This is a genomic window from Algoriphagus alkaliphilus (genome assembly GCF_900103735.1).
Classification (GTDB): Bacteria; Bacteroidota; Bacteroidia; order Cytophagales; family Cyclobacteriaceae; genus Algoriphagus; species Algoriphagus alkaliphilus.
In genome coordinates this window covers 11573-30841 of sequence record NZ_FMXE01000023.1, presented here as the reverse complement: position 1 = coordinate 30841, position 19269 = coordinate 11573, and the positions used below count along the sequence as shown (strand labels likewise).

The 19269-nt window shown below is 41.4% G+C and carries 15 protein-coding genes; 2 read left to right on the top strand and 13 right to left on the bottom strand.

The annotated features are described in order from the left end of the window. Positions 1–7 precede the first annotated feature (7 nt). On the bottom strand, positions 8–1030 hold the full coding sequence (holA, locus tag BLQ81_RS15010) for a DNA polymerase III subunit delta (RefSeq protein ID WP_092731439.1): 1023 nt from the start codon (positions 1028–1030) through the stop codon (positions 8–10). 123 nt (positions 1031–1153) lie between these two features. On the opposite strand from holA, the gene BLQ81_RS15005 reads away from it, so the two are divergent. Continuing rightward, positions 1154–1867, top strand: a complete 714-nt coding sequence (locus BLQ81_RS15005) for a tetratricopeptide repeat protein (RefSeq protein WP_092731545.1) — start codon at positions 1154–1156, stop codon at positions 1865–1867. On the opposite strand, the gene BLQ81_RS15000 is transcribed toward BLQ81_RS15005, so the two are convergent. Continuing rightward, entirely contained in the window at positions 1864–2706 is an 843-nt protein-coding gene (locus tag BLQ81_RS15000; protein ID WP_092731437.1) for a universal stress protein, read from the bottom strand. The two genes, BLQ81_RS15005 and BLQ81_RS15000, sit on opposite strands and share 4 nt — an antisense overlap. A gap of 10 nt (positions 2707–2716) precedes the next feature. Further along, positions 2717–3637 carry a 2-hydroxyacid dehydrogenase gene (locus tag BLQ81_RS14995; RefSeq protein WP_092731435.1) on the bottom strand — a complete coding sequence of 307 codons (921 nt, stop codon included), beginning with the start codon at positions 3635–3637 and terminating at the stop codon, positions 2717–2719. A gap of 178 nt (positions 3638–3815) precedes the next feature. Here BLQ81_RS14995 and BLQ81_RS14990 point away from each other — a divergent pair, with 178 nt between their 5' ends. Further along, the gene (locus tag BLQ81_RS14990; RefSeq protein WP_092731433.1) at positions 3816–4664 is read left to right on the top strand and encodes a DUF2911 domain-containing protein; all 849 of its coding nucleotides are present in this window, start codon (positions 3816–3818) and stop codon (positions 4662–4664) included. A gap of 125 nt (positions 4665–4789) precedes the next feature. Here the strand turns inward: BLQ81_RS14990 and BLQ81_RS14985 are convergent, their stop codons facing one another. From BLQ81_RS14985 to BLQ81_RS14940, 10 genes are all read right to left on the bottom strand, one after another. After that, positions 4790–6502: a sodium:solute symporter gene (locus BLQ81_RS14985; RefSeq protein WP_092731431.1), complete on the bottom strand. Its 1713-nt coding sequence runs from the start codon at positions 6500–6502 to the stop codon at positions 4790–4792. 102 nt (positions 6503–6604) lie between these two features. Further along, entirely contained in the window at positions 6605–9067 is a 2463-nt protein-coding gene (locus tag BLQ81_RS14980) for a PIG-L family deacetylase (RefSeq protein ID WP_092731429.1), read from the bottom strand. Positions 9068–9157: 90 nt separating this feature from the next. Continuing rightward, positions 9158–10276: an acyloxyacyl hydrolase gene (locus BLQ81_RS14975; protein WP_092731427.1), complete on the bottom strand. Its 1119-nt coding sequence runs from the start codon at positions 10274–10276 to the stop codon at positions 9158–9160. A gap of 136 nt (positions 10277–10412) precedes the next feature. Beyond that, the gene (locus tag BLQ81_RS14970; RefSeq protein WP_092731425.1) at positions 10413–11621 is read right to left on the bottom strand and encodes a tetratricopeptide repeat protein; all 1209 of its coding nucleotides are present in this window, start codon (positions 11619–11621) and stop codon (positions 10413–10415) included. 25 nt (positions 11622–11646) lie between these two features. Then, positions 11647–14169 (bottom strand): DNA gyrase subunit A, encoded by a 2523-nt coding sequence (gene gyrA, locus BLQ81_RS14965; protein ID WP_092731423.1) that lies wholly within the window; start codon positions 14167–14169, stop codon positions 11647–11649. A gap of 96 nt (positions 14170–14265) precedes the next feature. Then, a complete protein-coding gene (locus BLQ81_RS14960; RefSeq protein ID WP_092731421.1) occupies positions 14266–15285 on the bottom strand; it encodes a hypothetical protein in 1020 nt (339 codons plus the stop codon). A gap of 111 nt (positions 15286–15396) precedes the next feature. Next, complete coding sequence (locus BLQ81_RS14955) at positions 15397–15882, bottom strand: hypothetical protein (RefSeq protein ID WP_175454242.1); 486 nt, start codon at positions 15880–15882, stop codon at positions 15397–15399. Between the two features lie 119 nt (positions 15883–16001). Continuing rightward, positions 16002–16652, bottom strand: a complete 651-nt coding sequence (rpe, locus tag BLQ81_RS14950) for a ribulose-phosphate 3-epimerase (protein WP_092731417.1) — start codon at positions 16650–16652, stop codon at positions 16002–16004. 47 nt (positions 16653–16699) lie between these two features. After that, entirely contained in the window at positions 16700–18364 is a 1665-nt protein-coding gene (locus tag BLQ81_RS14945) for a S8 family serine peptidase (RefSeq protein WP_092731415.1), read from the bottom strand. Further along, a complete protein-coding gene (locus BLQ81_RS14940) occupies positions 18351–19040 on the bottom strand; it encodes a hypothetical protein (RefSeq protein ID WP_092731413.1) in 690 nt (229 codons plus the stop codon). The genes BLQ81_RS14945 and BLQ81_RS14940 overlap by 14 nt, the downstream gene beginning before the upstream one ends. Positions 19041–19269 lie beyond the last annotated feature (229 nt).

The following is a 19269-nucleotide window of genomic DNA, read 5'->3' as shown; positions in this document are numbered from 1 at the left end:
GGGTATTTCAGTGCAAAATCTTGTATACCAATTCGCGAAGGATTTCACCCTCGTCCATGCTTCCGGAGTCTACTCCTTTGAAACGAAGATCTGCCTCTTTGATGAATCCGAACACCTCAATTACCTTGCCCAATTTATAGTTTCTGGATACTGCTAAGTATTCTTTCACCCCATAGGGATGTACACCGATCAGTCCTGCCAGCTGATTCTCGGGCATCGGCCCGGCGCGATGAACCAGGGCGATTTTACTGAAGTAATTGTAGAGTAGCGAAAAAATCGGAATTACAGGGTGAGCTTTAGGGTTTTGAATGAAATAATGAATGATCTGATTTGCCTTGATCACATCCCGATACCCGATGGCTTTCGACAATTCAAAATTATTGTAATCTTTATTGATACCGATGTATTTGGAAATGTGTTCGGTGGTCAATTTGGTGGGCTCCGAAAAATTGATCAGCATTTTCCCTACCTCATTGGATATTACCTCCAAATTATTGCCAATTGAATCGGCTAAAAGTTGGGCTGCTTTAACATCAATCTGATACCCCAGTTCTTTGATATAATTTTCCACCCATTCTGTCAATTTCCAGTCTTTGACTTTCTCGGAATTGACGAAAACAGTTTTTTTATCCAACTCCTTTTTCAACGATCCCCGTCCGTCCAGCTTTTTATGCTTATGTGCAAAAACCAGAATGGTACTTGGCAAAGGATTATTGATATAGCTTAAGAGAAGCTTTTGGGCATCCTCTTTTCCCAAATCCGGAATACTCTGCGCCTCCTTCACGATTACCACTTGACGATCTGCCATCATCGGAAATTTCCGGGCATTGCTCAGAATCACATTGACTTGAGAATCCTTCCCGTACATCACCAATTGATTGAACCCTTTTTCGTGCTCAGCAATTGCATGCTTTTCAATGTAATCCGTAATCAGGTCGATAAAATAGGGTTCATCTCCTTCTAAGAAGTAAATTGGAGCAAACTTTTTAGCTTTCAGATCTTTAAGTACTGCGTCGGGTGAATGGGCCATGGATTGGAAAAACTAGAGGCTTTAAAGATAACATGCGAAAGTAAAGGCTGGCAAATCCAAGGAAAATATTCTTCTGTAAACTATTCGGGACTTAACTTTGTATTTCTATGTAAAGAAAAAAAAATGAGCTTCGAAAAGGGATTGGCATTATACAAAGAGGGAAAATTTGAGGAAGCATTACTATGCTTTGATGAATTGATTTCAGTTCAAACCGGTCAGGCTGAGCTTCACCTATACCGAGGGCGAATTTTAACCCGAATGGGTAAAGGAGATTTGGCACTGGCGGATTTTGACTTGCTGGTATCCAATGAACCGTACAATACCGATTACATCAGTGACCGTGGAGTTGTACTTCATTTATTGGGACGAAATGAAGAAGCGCTAAATGAACTGGATCGTGCTGCCAATCTTGACCCAAAAAACCCCTATCGCTACAGTAGCAGAGCATTTTTGAAAGATCGATTGGGTGATTTTAACGGAGCAATTGAAGATTACGGCAAGGCCATCGAACTTGATCCTGAGGATGCCATCGCCTACAATAACAGAGGGCTGATCGAAGAAAAGATGGGAAGCATTGCCCGCGCCAAGAAAAGCTTTGAAAAAGCAGATGACTTGATTGGATGCAAGTCGCAGGCAACCAATTCTTTACCTCCCGTCGGGAAAGCTGAATCTAAGAGGCCTAGTCCTAAAATGCCGGATTTCAGTCAGACCAATTCCACAAGTGAGGTGAGTTCTAAGCATTTCTGGAAAACACTAAAGGGAGTTTTCGGGGATTATGAAACCCGAAAAGAGTTTGGGTTATTTATAAAACGATTTTTCTCCGGAAAAAAACTTTAGAAAGATTTAATCACCCAAAGCGGTTTATTCAGAAAATAGGACATTTTTTTCGATAGATTTTTTGTGAAAATCTGATCGAAAAAGCTCTTTTTCTTGCTCAAAGTCACCAGCATGTCGCCCTTTGCTACTTGCAGGTAATTCTCCAAACCCAAACCAAGATCATCCCGGTAGGCTTTAAGTACATAATTTATTTTTTCATATCGGACAAAGGGCCGAATTTCATCAACCATCGTCATGTGGAGGGATTTATCAATGGCCTTTTGGCTGGAAGATATGTGGACCAAGTCAATTTCCGAATCGAAAAAACTTGCCATTTCGACCACTTTTTGGATGGCCAATTTATCTTCTTCGAGGTAGTCTGAGGCATAGACAAACTTCCTCGGTATTTTGAAGAACACCTTTCTGGGGACGATGATGATATCACGATCTGACTGTTCGACCATTCGACTCGCCCGGCTCCCGATAATATTAGTCCTAAGCTCATTCATTCCCTCGGTACCGGCTACTATCAAATCAGCATTGATCTCTTTTGCAAAATCCAATGCTCCGTTTACAATTTTACCTTCCCGAATTGCAATCTCACAGTCTTTCAAACCATTCATGAGACTCTCCTCCATTACTGCCTTTTGGAGGTTTTTAAGTTTTTCCTGAATAAACTCCAGTTGGTACTTCCCATCCGTATCCATGGGCGAGAGTTTTTGGTAGTCTTCTCTGTTGAGAACATGAAAAAGCACCAAGATTGCGTTGAATTTTTCGCCAAGACGTGCTGCATATTCAATGGCATTCAGAGAGCATTCCGAAAAGTCTGTAGGGCAAAGAATTTTAAATTTTTTTTCCATGGTCTAAAAATTAATATCCTCTGTCGCGGTTTACGAGATTATGTAATGGCTGGTTCATCTTCAATCTTTTAAAATTCTCAATAATCTGAGGACTGGCTGCCTGAGGGTTGGTGACACTTGCAATATGCGGGGTAATTTGAATACGACCATCTTCCCAGAAGGGATGATTAACAGGAAGAGGTTCAGTTCGATAGACATCCAAAAGTGCGCCAGAAAGGAATCCTTTTTCCAAAGCAGGAATTAAGTCCTCCTCAACTAAGTGCTTTCCCCTTGCTACATTGATGAGGTATGTGCCGGGTTTGCATTTTTTAAAAAAATCCAAGTTCAGAATACTTTCAGTATCCGGAGTCAAAGGAAGCAGACACACCAATACATTTATTTCATTTAGAAAATCTTCAAGTTTTTCTTTGGAAAAATAAGGATAAGGAAACTCCTCTTTCTCCGAAAAACCAAATCCAGAAACCGAAAATCCCAAATAATTCAATTTGTCCAAAACATCGCCTCCCAGGGCTCCTACCCCCATAACCCCCACTTTCACAGGAATTTCAGGATTGCTCATGTCCCAAACTTTACGCTTTTGATCGGCTTGATATCGAACTAGTTGACGGTGAAAATTGAGGACTCCCATGATCACATAGTTTGTCATCGACCAAGTCAATTTTTCGTCTACAATCCTCACGATAGGCATCGACTCAGGCACAGCAGGGTCGCTTAGAATATGATCTACTCCAGCCCCAAGGGAGCTGATTAGTTTCAAATTAGGAAGTATGCTGAGGTATCCCGGAGGATGCTGCCACAGTAAAGCCATTTCTACAGCCTCCGGTCGTTGGATATCCGGAAAGACCTGAATGTCGATTTCAGGCTGATGAAATTTGAGGGCGTCAATCCATACTTTCGGATCTCGTCCCGGGCTGATAATGGCTAAACTCATTTTAGGTGCTTTTGGGTTGCAGACACAAAAATACCAAGTTCAGATGCGGTTCAAAGTCCACTAATCAAAAAAGCTAGCCCGATTTTCGCAAAAGAAAAAAATACCATGAAATTGCAACTTGATTTGAACCTTCTGAAAAGAGTAGTGATTGCGTGTCCAAACAAAAAAATCTAAGAACATGAACAAGAAATTTAATGTTGGCTTTTTGATTTTGTCAATGGTAAGCTTCCTCAGCTTTGGCCAGCAAATTCAAATGCCTCAGGCCAGTCCAAGTGCAAAAATCATTCAAAGGGTTGGATTGACGGATGTGACTGTTGACTACAGCAGACCAAGTACCAAAGGCCGGAAAATATTTGGAGAACTTGTACCCTATGGTGAAGTATGGAGAACGGGTGCCAATGCAGCTACAGTTTTCTCATTTTCAACCGATGTGACTATCGGTGGCCAGCTTGTGCCCGCAGGGTCTTATGCGCTATACGCTATTCCGGGAAAAAATGACTGGACAATCATCTTCAGCAAAAACACAAAACTTTGGGGAGCGATTGGGTACAAGCCCGCAGAGGACCAACTGCGATTCAACGTAGAACCTTCGAAAACCAGCAAGAAGTACGAAACATTTGAAATCGCATTCAACAACTTCACAGACAACAGTGCGGTGGTATCCATGAAGTGGGAGTATGCCAGAGTAGATTTTAAGATTCAAACTGATGTGGATCCGATTGTCATGGCTGATATTCAAAAACTGGTGATCGATACTCAAACTACTGATCCCGGCCTTTTATTTCAAGCGGGCAGTTATTATTTCACCAATTCAAAAGACCTGAATCAGGCATATGCTTGGGTCAAAACTTCTACAGACATGGATCCAAAATATTGGACAGTACACCTGAGAGCGAAAATTGAAGTTGCTTTGGGAATGAAAACTGAAGCCCTACAGTCTGCAAACAAATCCAGAGCAATGGCAGAAGAAGCTAAAAATCCGGACTATATCGCCCTGAATCAAAGACTGATAAAGTCGATTAAGTAATGATCTGATTCATTTAAAAAAAGGTCTTCAAATAAATTTTGAAGACCTTTTTTTGTTGTCAGAAATTCTGGGATCAAAATGAATATGCCCAACGCTCTAGTGATATGGGACTTTGGTCTAATCCATCAAATTCTGACTTTTTTACTGACAATCGGCTGCAAAATCAATCCAAACAACATCACTGCCAAGCAACCAACAGCATTGTACCACAAAAATCCGATATCCCAATGAATGCCTAAAATACCTGTTCCGTTTCTGAAGTGAATCAGCAAAATCAAAGCCTGCGAAAGTAAGGCTGCAATAAAAACGGCTCTCCCCTTCACCCACTTCACAAAAAAGCCTACTATAAAAATCCCCAGAATAGTGCCATAGAAAAGCGATCCCAAGAGGTTCACAGCCTGAATTAGATTTTCAAAGAGTGAGGCATATGTAGCAAAGAGAATCGCACCCAATCCCCAAAATGCTGTAAAAACCTTGGATGAAATAACGTAATGTTCATCACTCGCATCTTTTTTAACTGATCTTTTGTACAAATCTATCGTGCTCGTTGACCCAAGCGCATTGAGCTCTGAGGAGGACGAAGACATCGCCGCGGAAAAAATGACGGCAAATAGTAAACCCACAATTCCCTTGGGAAGGTAATCCATCACAAAACGCATGAAGACGTAATCCGTATCCCGTGTTTCGGCAGATGGATCATTTTTCACAATGAGGGATTTCACTTCATCCCGGATTCCATTTTGCTCACTTTTGAGTTCTTTGATCTGACTTTGTATCAAGTCAATTTTATTCTGGTCTTCCGAATCAATGGCACCAAGCATTTCCTGATAAGCTAACTTCCCCGATTCGAAGTTTGCTGAGTATTTTCCTTCCAATTCTTCAAATTGAGGTGCCAGATCGCTTTGCTTCAATTTCTCGGTCTGAACCTTGTTGAAAATTACGGGAGGCTGGATAAACTGGTAAAAAACAAAAACCATCACTCCGATAAAAAGTATCACAAACTGCATCGGAATCTTCAGAAAACCATTCATGATCAGTCCCATGCGGCTTTGTGTCAGGGTCTGCCCGGTCAAATACCGCTGAACCTGACTTTGATCTGTACCGAAATAACTCAAAAAGAGAAATACCGCAGCTGTCATGCCTGACCAGATATTGTATCGGTCAGCAAAATCAAATTCAAAACTCACCACATTGAGTTTATCCATCTTACCCGCTACCTGCAGTGCCTCCTGAAATGAAATCGGGAGTAGCTGAATCACGATAATTCCGGCAAGAAGCATCCCCCCCATCATCACTGCCATTTGCTGTTTTTGAGTAATCGAGACTGCCTCAGTTCCACCTGATACCGTGTACACGATCACCAGACATCCAATAAAGATGTTGGTAAAAGTCAAATTCCAGCCTAATAAAGTTGACAGGATTATCGCCGGAGCATAAATGGTAATCCCTGCTGCCAAACCTCGCTGAATGATAAAAAGTAAAGCAGTCAGCGTTCTGGTCTTAAGATCAAAGCGGTTTTCGAGATACTCATAGGCCGTATAGACTTTCAGCTTGTAATAAATCGGGATAAAGCTGACCGAGATAATGATCATCGCCAATGGCAATCCGAAATAAAACTGGATAAAGCGCATTCCGTCTTCGTAAGCTTGGCCGGGAGTACTCAAGAAAGTGATAGCGGAAGCCTGTGTGGCCATAATGGAGAGACCTATAGCCCACCAGTTTGAATTTTTTCCTCGAAGGTATGAGTCTAGATTTTTCTTTCCCCGGGTTTTATAGACCCCATATGAAGCAATTGAAAGCAAAGTAACAAACAGGACTATCCAATCAAGTGTACTCATGCGTAGGCCACTGTTAACCAGTAAAACAATGCGATCATCACTATCAAACTGACCATCAGGCCAAGGTAAATGGTTTTCCAACGAATCGGCTTTTCCCCCATTTTATTGCTCGATTAGGTTGATGAATAACTTGATAGCTCCGGGTACACCAGCCGGCAATTGCCTGAAAAACGAAATTCCAGTGTAGACAAATGTACCATTTCCATAGTTGGCCACAATCAAAGAGCCATTACTGGCAGGCTCATCGGGATCTTGCATCGTAAGTGGTGTTTGATAAGCTGGATCGATCGCAGTTGCAAAATAAAGACCACGCTCCTGCACCCAGCCGGTAAAATCTTCTTCATTAAGTTGATTCGGTGTAGCTAATACCGGGCTTTTCCAATCTGCCAATACGGGGGAGTTCTGAACAGCTACCCGATCTCTTCCTACAGTAAAAGGATAGGGTCCAATTTGGCTCGTTAAAAGCGGCGAGCTGGTATTGTATTGCACGATCAGATTGCCTCCTGATCTGACATAACCCATCATATTCTGCTGGTTTGCAGCCAAGATTTGATTGGTGTTAAATGCCCTGATACCTACAATGATTGCTTTAAACTGGCTCAGGTAATCCACTGAATAATCTTCGGGTCCAATCATTGTAACCTTGAAACCCAAGGCCGACAAAACTCCGGGGACATCATCGCCAGCACCTGGAATGTATCCGATTTTGTCACCTGACAATTTCCAGTCAGCCTGGATCAGATTGAATGATGCTGGACTAAAATACGTCAAGTTGGGAATATGCTTGTATGAAATCGACTTGGTAAGCTGGTTAAAGCTTTTTCCATTTGGAGTAGTAAATCGGGCAATTATCGTTTTTTTTCCAATTCCATTCGGTAAAAATCCAACTTTGTATACCCTGCGTTTTTGAAGTGTCATATCCTCAATACTCAGAATCCTGAATTGAGTGGTGTCTATGCCTTCAAAATCAAGCTCTCCCTCTAGGTATTGATCCCTAAAATTAACAGTCACTGTCACAGTCGGATCAGCACCCGAAACAAGAAAAACGTTTTCTTTTGAAACTGTCAGATCTACCTCGGGCACAATTGTAAAAGGCTGTTTTACTTCCCCGTCTACCTGATCATTAAACTTATATTTCAAAGGAACTGCAGCGAAAAACTTCTGCGTTCCAATCTCAAAGTGCAAGTTTCCTGAAGTCGTTGTCTCATTGAAAGGCATTCCAATCTTCCTTTGATCCTTCACATCATATAAAGCCCCTTCAATGGAGTTTTCCAACCAATAAGGCTGAGAATACGACGCATCAGCCGGGATAGTAAATGAAATAGGAAGAATCTGGGTTCTATTATCTTTCAGTTCCTCAGCCTTTCCGGGAAAATCAAGTTTATCTACCTTGAAGTTGATATTAGTAATTGCTACTGCCGAAGGATTATTAATAACGAACTCTGCATTGATTTTCTCTCCGGGAAATCCAATTTCTTTTCTGACATTAAACTCAAATTCTAAACCCAATCCATAAAAAATAGCTCGATCGAGTTTTTCAACTTTCTCCTTTAACCACATCTCTTGACTGTTAAGTCCAAGTAAAGCGGCTCTCAACTCCAAAAGTCCCGTTATATTTTTTTCAGGCTCGAGAAAGTCAAATTCAGAAATCAATCGATCCAATTTGGTGCTGATTTCTTTACCTCCTGAAACACTTTCCCAACGGTCATTTACTCCATCGAAAGGCCCATTGACATAATCTTCCCCATCGACCTGCTCAATAAAATCTCTGGATAGGCCAATCCCTGCTGTGGCTCCAAACCCTTGAGATTTATGCATCGTCCGGCTGTCCGCAGCAATTTGGTTATAGGTTTTTCCCAGCAATGGATTGTATCCTCCGACTTCAAACGCGTGGTATTTTTTACCCTCTTCCGGCTCAAAATCTCCTCGAAAATTATAGGCATTAAAGAAAATCCGCTTAGGCTGCCAAGGCTTCACCCATTGCAGTTGGTCTGGAAATACCTCCGGTTTTCCGGCAAGTTGAAATGCTTCCTCTGCTAAAATCGCAGAAGTGGTATGCTGTCCGTGGGTAACACCTGGAATAGTATTGAATCGGGTAATGATAATGTCTGGCTGGAACTTACGGATGACCCAAACCACGTCTGCCAATACCTTTTCTTTCTCCCAATTTTGAAGCGTTTCGGTCGGGTTTTTACTATAACCAAAGTCAATGGCTCTAGTGAAGAATTGCCTTCCTCCATCAGTTTCCCGCGCTTTGATCAGCTCCTGAGTACGGATTTGACCCAGTTCGATTCCCAATTCCTTTCCTATAAGATTTTGACCCCCATCACCACGGGTTAGGCTCAAGTAGGCAACTTCTGCATGCACTCCGTTTACCAAATATGCAATCAATCGGGTATTCTCATCATCAGGATGGGCCGCTATGTAAAGGACACGTTTAGTCTCTTTAATCTGAAGAAGCTGATGATAAATTTGAGAAGATGGTATAGACTGAGCCTGAGAATATTGACCTAAAAATCCAAGAAGACAGAATACAAATACCAGAAGTACTTTGGGTTTAAACATAATGGGTTTTAATTGACATGGGAAGCTATCGGAATCCGCAGGTAAATAAAAATATTTTGTGATCAATGGAGAAGTTTTCAAGACTTTGAATCACATTTTTCCCGGAACAGTATAACCGATCGTAAATTCAAAAAAATCCGCTTTGGCTTTATGTGCCTTAATTTGCATACCTACCGACATCGAATCAGAAAAGCGATACCTAGCCCCTACACGCTGATAAAACCAAGTAATCTCCTGATTTAGGGTATTTCGATATAAATATGCACCCAAACCAATCGGTACAAACAAGCGCTCTGTAAGCTGCCATTCCCAGGCACCAACAACGGCAAGTGAAGTGCGGTCTTTAAATGAGAAGTTTCCTTCAGGAAATCTCAAATTCATACCCTGAGCCCAAAATAAATCAAGACCTAAGCCGAGTCTATATTTATAAGCAGGCTCCAACAGGTAATTGACTCCCAACCCCCCTCTAAAATAGGCAGGATCACCGATCTCATAATTTCTCACTCCGGTATAAACAGCAAAGTTCCAAAAGGTCTTAAGATGCTTGTCAGGAAGAACGGGGACATGAGAGGGTGTGGGATTTATTTCGCCCAGCTTCATTCTCATTGAAAGATTAAGCGGAAAAAGATTGATCCCTGCATTGGGTTTTTTGGCTGCACCATTTGAAAAATGCTTCAGTCCAAAGCTAACCTGAAAGTCTGTTCGCTTTGAAATCCTAACCGATGAAAACAACCCTAAATTAATGTAACCATTCACTCGTGATCCGATGTAACGATTGGCGGGATTTGCGATGGAATCGTAGGGCCTGAGATTAAATCCTACACCAAGTTGTGTGAAGTATCCAAAGTGAACTTTCCGGTCTAATCCCTTGATCGAAAAAGGAATTTCCATAAATCCATAGATCGACTGAGGCATTCCGATTTCCGGATAGTTTTTTAAAGCCGAATTAAAACCTAAACCAAAAGTAGGATATCTATAAATATAATTGAAAGTGGTATTTGAGATTTTTCGCCAGCCGATTTTAAAATCTATTGCTCTGAAATCAACGGCATCTTTAATTTCGTTTCCCCAATAAGTACCGTTGCTCAGCAGCGGACCCGTCTCATAAGAAACGCTTAACGATTTTTGAAACCTGACTTCTTGTGCCGACAAATTGCTCAGGCAAAAAGTCGTTATAACTAAAGAAACTAGTCTTAGCTGGATAGTCATTACTTTATTTTTTCGTGACCTTAATTGGTAAAACTATCAAAAAATGGGAAAGGACCACCAAAGGGCTGTTTCAACTTATTCAAAATCTCAAAAAAAAAGGCCGACAAAATGCCGACCTTCTTTCCTACATTTGAGATTAATTGTCTTGCCAGTTTGCTCCAAGTATGGCAGATATCTTTTTGTTCAAAGCATCTGCCTCAGCAGTGTTTTTCAATCTGCTGTGAACCTGAAACAAGATGATCATAATATCGGTGTTGTCAGGTCTGATTTCTACAGCCTTACTGAAATACTTGACAGATTCACGATAATTTTCGTCAGCTTTCTTACCGATGATTGGAGACTGTTTTTCCCACTCGGCATCAGAAAGGTCATTTAATGTACTCAACATTTTGGTAGCTTGCTCCAAAAGCAATGCACCCGTGTAATAGTTTCCTTCAAAGAATTTTGGATCTACTTCAACAGACTTTTTATAGTCTACCAAAGCACCTTCCAGGTCACCAGCCTGCTCTTTCAGATAACCTGATCTCAAAAGAAGACCGGTATTGCTAGGGTCATTTGCCAATGCTTCATTGATCTGAGCCATTGCTTCGTCCATTTTATTTAACTGAAGAAGCAATTGGATTTCATACTCAGCCAGTATTTTATCTGTGGGATACTCTTTTTTTGCTTTTGTTATCAATTCGTAGGCAGCTTCTGGATTTTTCTCCTCTGTGCTGAGAATCTGAACCATGGTATAATAAGCATTGATCTTATTATACTCCGGTACCTCTAATAAATACCCAAAGTGTCTTTTTGCATCCTCAAACCTCCCTAGCTCATTGGCAAGGAATCCGGCATTATAGTGACTTAAAGTATCAGTATAATCAATTTCGCCAGCCATGTTGAAAAACTCATAGGCTAATTCAAAGTCGTCATCTGTGTATCGCTCGATCGCTTTATCATAGGCTACATTTTTCAACGTGATAATTGAAAAGGGTCTCAGGTTAAGAGGAACGCCTACCAACTCATCTTCATAAACTAATTTACCGACACCAACATTTTTATTGCTACCTGCCATTTCAAACGTCTTTTTGAAAGTTTCCAAGGCAGTGAATCCTTTTTGGACTGTCTCTGCTGTATTGGAAGAATCAGCACCAAATATTTTAGTCTCAATTTGTGCTTTCAACAAGAAAGTAGCAGGGTCGCCGCTTGTTTCAGGATTTGTGGATGCTGCGTTTATAGCAGCCATGGCAGACTCAAGGTTTCCTGATTTGAATCCTTTTTCTGCTTCTTTAATTACTTTTTTTTGTCCAAAGGCTAGGGTGGCAGCACCAATCAGGACCATTGAGAGAATCAGCTTTTTCATTAGCGTATTTGTCTTAATTGTTTGGTTATTCAGTTGTTTCTTCGGGCGTTTCAGGCGTTTCGCTTTCCAAGTCAGGAGAATCGATGATTTCAATTTCTTCTTCTTTTGAGATTTTCTCAACAGAGGAAATTTCGTCACCCTCTCCTACTCTTATCAGTTTCACGCCTTGGGTAGCTCTACCCATTACTCTTAACTGATCCATTGAAATTCTGATGGTGATTCCAGACTTATTGATAATCATAAGATCGTCTGAATCAGTCACTTGCTTGATCGCAACTAAGGCTCCGGTTTTCTCAGTTACATTCATTGCTTTTACTCCTTTTCCACCACGGTTGGTAATTCTGTACTCCTCCAGTTCGGAACGTTTTCCGTAACCTTTTTCGGACACTACCAGCAGTGTTGCAGTTTCCTCTGAGGCACAAACCATGCCAATGACATAATCTTTATCTTGATTTAACGTTATCGCTTTCACGCCTGTCGCAGTCCTGCCCATCGGACGAACTGCCGACTCGGGGAAATGTATTGCACGGCCGGATTTAGCGGCTATCACGATGTGCTGTCTTCCATTGGTCATGCTGACATTTACCAACTGATCATCCTCTCTGATATTCAAAGCGATGATACCATTGATACGAGGGCGACTGTATTGCTCCAAGGTAGTTTTTTTGATAATCCCCTTTTTGGTAATCATGACCAAGAAGTGATTATTCAGGTAATCCTGGTCTGCCAAACTCTCCACCTGTATGATGGATCTGATTTTGTCATCAGATTCAATGTTGATCAGGTTTTGAATTGGACGGCCTTTGGAAGTCTTAGACCCTTCCGGAATCGCATAAGTTTTCAACCAGAACAATTTCCCTTTATCAGTGAAAATCAAAAGGTAATTGTGCGTGGATGCTGTAAACAAATACTCTGTAAAATCATCTTCTTTGGTACTCACGCCTTTAGAACCAACTCCGCCTCTACCCTGAGTTCGGTATTCTGTCAAAGCAGTACGCTTCACATACCCCTGATGCGATACGGTGATTACCACCTCTTCATTCGGGATCATGTCCTCGTAGCTGAAATCTTCTGCATTGTGCTCAATTTCGGTACGTCGGTCATCGGAATACCTGTCTCTCACCTCCTTAAGTTCAGTCTTGATGATCTCCATCCGCTTTTCTTCGCTGCCAAGGATTTCTTTCAATTCATCGATCAAGGCCATGATCTCTTTGTATTCTTGAATGATCTTATCGCGCTCCATGCCGGTAAGACGTTGCAATCTCATATCGAGAATCGCACGCGCTTGGATTTCACTCAATTCAAACCGTTCCATCAGGCCATTTCGAGCTGTCTCAGGATCCGGGGAATTCCTGATCAAGGATATGACCTCGTCAAGGTGATCAAGTGCAATCAGATAGCCCTGGAGGATATGTGCCCTTTTTTCAGCTTCTCTAAGCTCAAACTCGGTTCTTCTAACCACCACCTCGTGTCTGTGAGCTACATAGTGGACAATCAGATCTTTGAGGTTCAGGGTATAAGGTCGACCCTTCACCAAGGCGACGTTGTTTACCGAGAATGAAGTCTGTAATGCGGTATGCTTGTAAAGGTTATTCAATACCACGCTGGATATTGCATCACGCTTCAGCTCATATACGACTCGCATCCCTGATCGATCCGACTCATCGCGAATGGCAGAAATGCCCTCTATTTTTTTCTCATTTATTAAGGCGGCAGTTTTTTCAACCATGTTTGCCTTATTGACCATGTATGGTATCTCAGTAATGACAATCATCTCCCGATTGCCACCATCTTTGATCTCCACATTGGCTTTTCCTCTCACTACTATTCGTCCTCTTCCGGTTTCGAAGGCTGCTTTGACACCATTATACCCATAGATGATACCTCCAGTAGGAAAATCCGGGGCAATGATGTGTTTCATCAATTCAGCTACTGTAATCTCTTTGTTCTCGATGTAGGCAACGATTCCGTCTATGACTTCTCCCAAATTGTGGGGAGCCATATTTGTCGCCATACCAACTGCTATACCGGATGCCCCGTTGAGAAGCAGTGCAGGGATTTTGCCAGGAAGAACCGTTGGCTCTTTGAGGGAATCATCAAAATTGAATTGAAAGTCAACTGTTTCCTTGTTGATATCGACCAACAATTCTTCAGCGATCCTTTTGAGTCTAGCCTCAGTATATCGCATCGCCGCGGGGTTGTCCCCGTCAATGGATCCAAAGTTACCCTGACCATCCACCAAAGTGTATCGTAAAGACCAATCTTGGGCCATTCGCACCATGGTCTCGTATACTGCGGAATCACCATGCGGGTGATATTTACCCAAAACCTCACCTACAATTCTGGCTGACTTTTTATGAGGTTTATTATGTAATACACCAAGTTCCTGCATTCCATAAAGAATACGTCTGTGAACTGGCTTTAGTCCGTCTCGGACATCCGGAAGTGCTCTTGAAACAATGACCGACATCGAATAATCGATGTAGGCACCACGCATTTCCTCTTCAATATTAATTGGGATAATGTTCTCGTTTTCTCCTTGAGCCATATAATGCTAATTCGGGGGTCGATTAAGCCTGCAAGATAGTAAAAACTGTAAGGTTTCGAAAGCACAGTTTCAAACCTTGTTACAGCAATTTTTTCCTTAATACCACTGTCCGACTCTTCGGTTTTGCATATTTAAAATAGAACTTCCCCGATATTCTACCCCATTGTGAAGGTGCTTCATGACGACTCCGCAACCCTGAATTTTACATCTTTTAGTCCCTGGGATTTTTATTGCCATGCCTGCTTGTACTGCATAGACATTTTGATTAATATTTTGGAATTCAGAAAAACCCGAAGCCGCATAAGTGAATTTTCTGAATTCAGCTCCGCCTTTCAAAAACAGCTTTGCGTATTCTGAAAAATCATATTCCACACGCATTGCTACTCCATAATAAGGATCCGCAGAGACAGCAAGTCTTGGAACGTAAGGAATAGAACCTGCATCCAAGGAAGGATCATAGGCTTTTGTCAATTTCATTTTACCAAATTCCCCCTCCAAAATAAACCTCCATGGATAATTTTGTCTGGCTCTTTGTTTTAGTTCCGACTGCATGTAAATGTTGTTGCTACTGTATCTGCGATATTTCCATTTCAAAAACCCCTGGCGTCGCTTGGCATCATAGAGCACCAATCCCACTGTACCATAAGTTTTACTCAATTGATACGAAGCTCCTTCAAATTGGAACTCATGGTCATTGCCTCTCATCGGAGCAAGATTGCCCCACTCTCTACCGATTCCGCCTCCTATAGTCAATAAATTAAACAAGTTGATCCTTACTCCGGCATTGACTAGCGGGAATGCCCATTCGTTACTTGATAAAGAAAGCGTATCTGAAAGCTGAAAGGATGATCCTTCAAAATTTTGGAATTGAGAAATCGGATAAAGGGATGGGCTTTTCGAAAAAAAATCTGTGCCCAGCTGATGGTAAGCTGCCCCTGTGGATACTTCCAAAGAAAACATCTCAATGGCATTCCTGAAAAGGTTTCCTGATCCGGAGTTACTTTTAGGATTCTTTGCTTTTGAACTGATTCCAAAAATATCATCCTCCTGACCCCAAGCAGCAGAATTAGCAATAAAAAAAACTACTGCGAAGAAATAAAATTTTCTGATTATCATGCCTTGGTAACGATATATTGCTTTGGATGGTGTGAAAATAAAAAAAGAAGCCTCTTTTTAAAGAGACTTCTTCAAATCTATTGCCAATCAATTTTTTTTATTGATGACTTTTTAAACTCCGTCTTTTTTAACTTTCATTTCTGCCACTAGCTGATCCAACTTTTCTTTCAGCGCAGGGTCCCCCTTAATGGCACCATTTACCTTGTTATAGGTAGACACTCCAAGGACAGCATCATCCTTAATAAGGTCTGTTTTGAAATCTATGACAGACTGTTGAAGTGAATCTTGAAAATCCTTGATCGCCTGATAGGCGATTTTTTCTTCAGCTGTAAGTTTGATTTCCGCCTCTTTCGCTGCGTCACCCCAAGCTGCCTTGATTTCATTGTATCTGGCTCCTCCCTCGATGACCTCATTATTAAGAATCATCTCTCTCAACTCCAAGGTTTTTTTATCAACATATTCAGAAGTCATAACCTCAACTGTGGCAAACTTCTTCAATTCTTCATCAGTTACAGCCTCTTTAGGTGCAGTTTCCTGCGAAAATCCTGACAAACTCAATCCTCCAAAAAGGAGCAAAAACATCCAATTTTTTTTCATAATTATTGTGGTTATGTATTCAACAACTTGCAATTAATAATCCTAAGATTAAGGATGCAAGTTAAAAAATGTCTTTTAGGATATTTTATGATGAACGGCAGGACACCTAATTTATTAGATTAAAATTGCTTGAGACTAGCGATTGTGGCCTGTGGATCATCTGAATTAAAAACAAAACTACCGGCTACCAATAGGTCTGCACCTGCCTGAATTAATTTTGGAGCATTGTCCAGATTAACACCTCCATCTATTTCGATTTTAGCTGAGGATCCCTTTTTTAAAATTAGGTCCTTAAGCTTGGAAACTTTTGAATAGGTGTTTTCAATGAATTTTTGTCCCCCAAAGCCAGGGTTAACAGACATCACGCAGACTAGATCAATGTCGGCAATGATTTCACCAAGCAGATCGATAGCGGTATGTGGATTGATCGCGACTCCTGCTTTGGCTCCCAAATTATGAATCGCCTGTATGGATCGATGCAGGTGTGAACAAGCTTCATAGTGCACAGAAATGATTTCCGCTCCGGCATTCCTAAATGCCTCCAAATAACTATCCGGATTGACGATCATCAAGTGTACATCCAATGGTTTTTTTGCATGCTTGTGAATCGCCTCCGTAACGGGGATTCCAAATGAAATATTCGGGACAAATACGCCGTCCATAATATCCACATGAATATAATCCGCTTGAGATTTATTCAGCATTTCAACCTCTTTTTGGAGATTGGCAAAATCGGCAGCAAGAATTGAAGGGGCAATCAAGATGGACATAAATACTTTTTAATTTTCTAGTTAAATTTTTATCGGATAGAGATCCCTTACTGTCTTACCAGCTTGCTTTGCTTGATGTAAGAGCCATCTCTCATTTGAATCAGGTACATCCCCGGCTTGACTCCATTTAACTGCACCCGGTAAGGTGATTTGGGATTAGCTCGGGTCAACGGTGCTTGGATCAGAGTTTTACCTGTCATGTCTATCAATTCAAAGTTACTGCTAAGTCCTGTTCCAAAATAAATGGAGATCTCGTCCGTGGCCAGTGGATTTGGATAAACCTTCCATTCGATGTCTTCTTCTTCTACCGAAAGAATTTCCCCATACAAAGCCTCATAGAATTTTGGAATTCCATAGCCCAATAGATTATCGGGGGTTTTATATTGAGTGGCACTTCTAAGCAAATTTTCAATTAGTTTATCCTTTGTCCATTCAGGTTTCGCCTGCCATAGTCCTGCTGCCAAAGCTGTGATTTGCGGAGCCGAAAAGGATGTTCCACCGGAAGCACCCACGGTCCCATTAGAGCGAATCAATACCGGAGAAGCTCCAAAAGCTGCCAATTCAGGTTTTAATCTGCCGTCGCCTGTAGGCCCTCGAGAACTAAAACCTGACCTGGAAAGGTCGGTATTTACCGAGCCGACGGATAAAATACCCTTTGCATCAGCCGGTGCAACTAAGCTTGATACTCCTCTTGAGCCATAGTTGCCTACACTATTGACAATCAAGATTCCTTTCTGTGCTGCAATTGTTGCCCCTTTGGTAATAATTGCCGTTTTCCCATCCAAATCAGCAATGGTATAATCCATTTTTGGATCATCAAAATCCCAATAACCAACAGAACTATTAATAATATCCACTCCAAGACTATCAGCATATTCTGCACCCCTTACCCAGTTGAACTCCTCAACTCTGTATTCCGTCGCTACCTCCTCAGTGATGACTAATATATAGTTTGCATCATATGCTCCGGAAACTAATTTCCCCGGCTCATTGGCTGCTATAAGTGAAAGCACATTAGTGCCATGCTGATTGTCAATAAAAACACCTGAATTCCAAGGTCGGACAAAATCCCGCTGCCCAACAATCTGATTTTTTGAAAACAAATGGGCAAATGGAGAGCCTGTATTAGTACCCGGAAATCCCGCATCAAATACAGCCACAGTTACCCCTTTTCCGGTGTAGCCTTCCTGATGCATTTTATCAATGCCGATCAGCTGATTTTGAAAATCATAAGTATTATTTGCTACCGCCAGTTCACGGGTATTCAATTTGGGTTCACTACAGTCGGTTTCCAAAGTGACAGAAGCATAAACTTTGTATTGAATACGGGCATTTGGCTTAGGTAAAAAACCCACGCCTGCCAATTCAACCTTATCCACAAAAGGCAGTGATTTTAACGTTGTAGCACCTTGGGCATCAGTTACCAACACTGCTGCGTTCATCCACTTACTGGTATAGAGTATAAAATTGGCGGTTTTGGCGACTTCATCCAGATATTTTGACGCGACAGGTAGGTCTAAGCTATCCGCTTGAATACCTTCCCTTGTCCTTCGTTGAATTGCTTTTTGAGTTAAAAATGCCTGGGGATTTGCCAGTGAAAGACTTGTCTGAGGTTTATGTTTAAAGTAAACAGCGTATCGATCCTGAGCCTCGGCAGCGAAAGCAAAAATCATAAAACTCAAAAAACCAACACAGAATTTAATTCTTCCCATACTCCAATAATTTCAAATGAGTTTTTTTTCCACTATCAATTAATTGCTTGCCTAAACAATCATTTCTTGAGCAATAAGTTAACACTTCATCATATTTTTCCAATAGACCTATCTCCTTGCCGAAAATCTCATAGCGTACATCTCGAATTGTAATTTTATCATCCAGATTTTCTTGGTTGACCCTCACCAAGGGAACACCCTCAAAACCCGGTAGGTTTCCAACCCCAGCATCCACTATTTCAAATTCATCCTTTCCTTCGGCCTGATATATTTTGCCATTCCAATTTTTCCCTAAAATCGGTGGAAAAACCAGTGCAACAAGGGGTTGATTATTGATAGTTCTTAGAAGGACTTTGTTTCTGTGAATCATGGTATACTCCAACTCAAAAACCCAATTGGACCGATTTTGTGATTTGGACCGCTCTACGATATAGTTGAATTCATTCTGTTCATTCAGATATCTTGACCTTATTCTATCCCGATAAAAATACTGCTCGGTTTCGGAGTCATTTTCACCAAAAAAAATGGTCTCATCCACCCCATAAATCCAAAATTTACCAATCTCGAGCGGTTGATATTCCAGCTCCAGGTCCAAGTTTGGGGTTTCAATGTTTTCCTCACAGGCTACTCCAAACAGTAAAAAAATGAATAAATAAAGCGTAAAACGTTTCAGCATATCGGAATTTTAAATTCAAAATAAAGTGTGTTTTCGCTACTTTACCAATAGAGCAAAAAGGCTAACAGACAAATCCGAAGAACTCAGCATCCCAGATTTCTCCCCTCGGCTGTACGGATTTTTGTGTACTGATACCTTCAATGCGGGCCCAGCATCCTTCTACCACGTCTATTGTAGGGCCAGCATCCCGATTTCGGAAGTAAATTAACAAATTGGCATAAAACACATC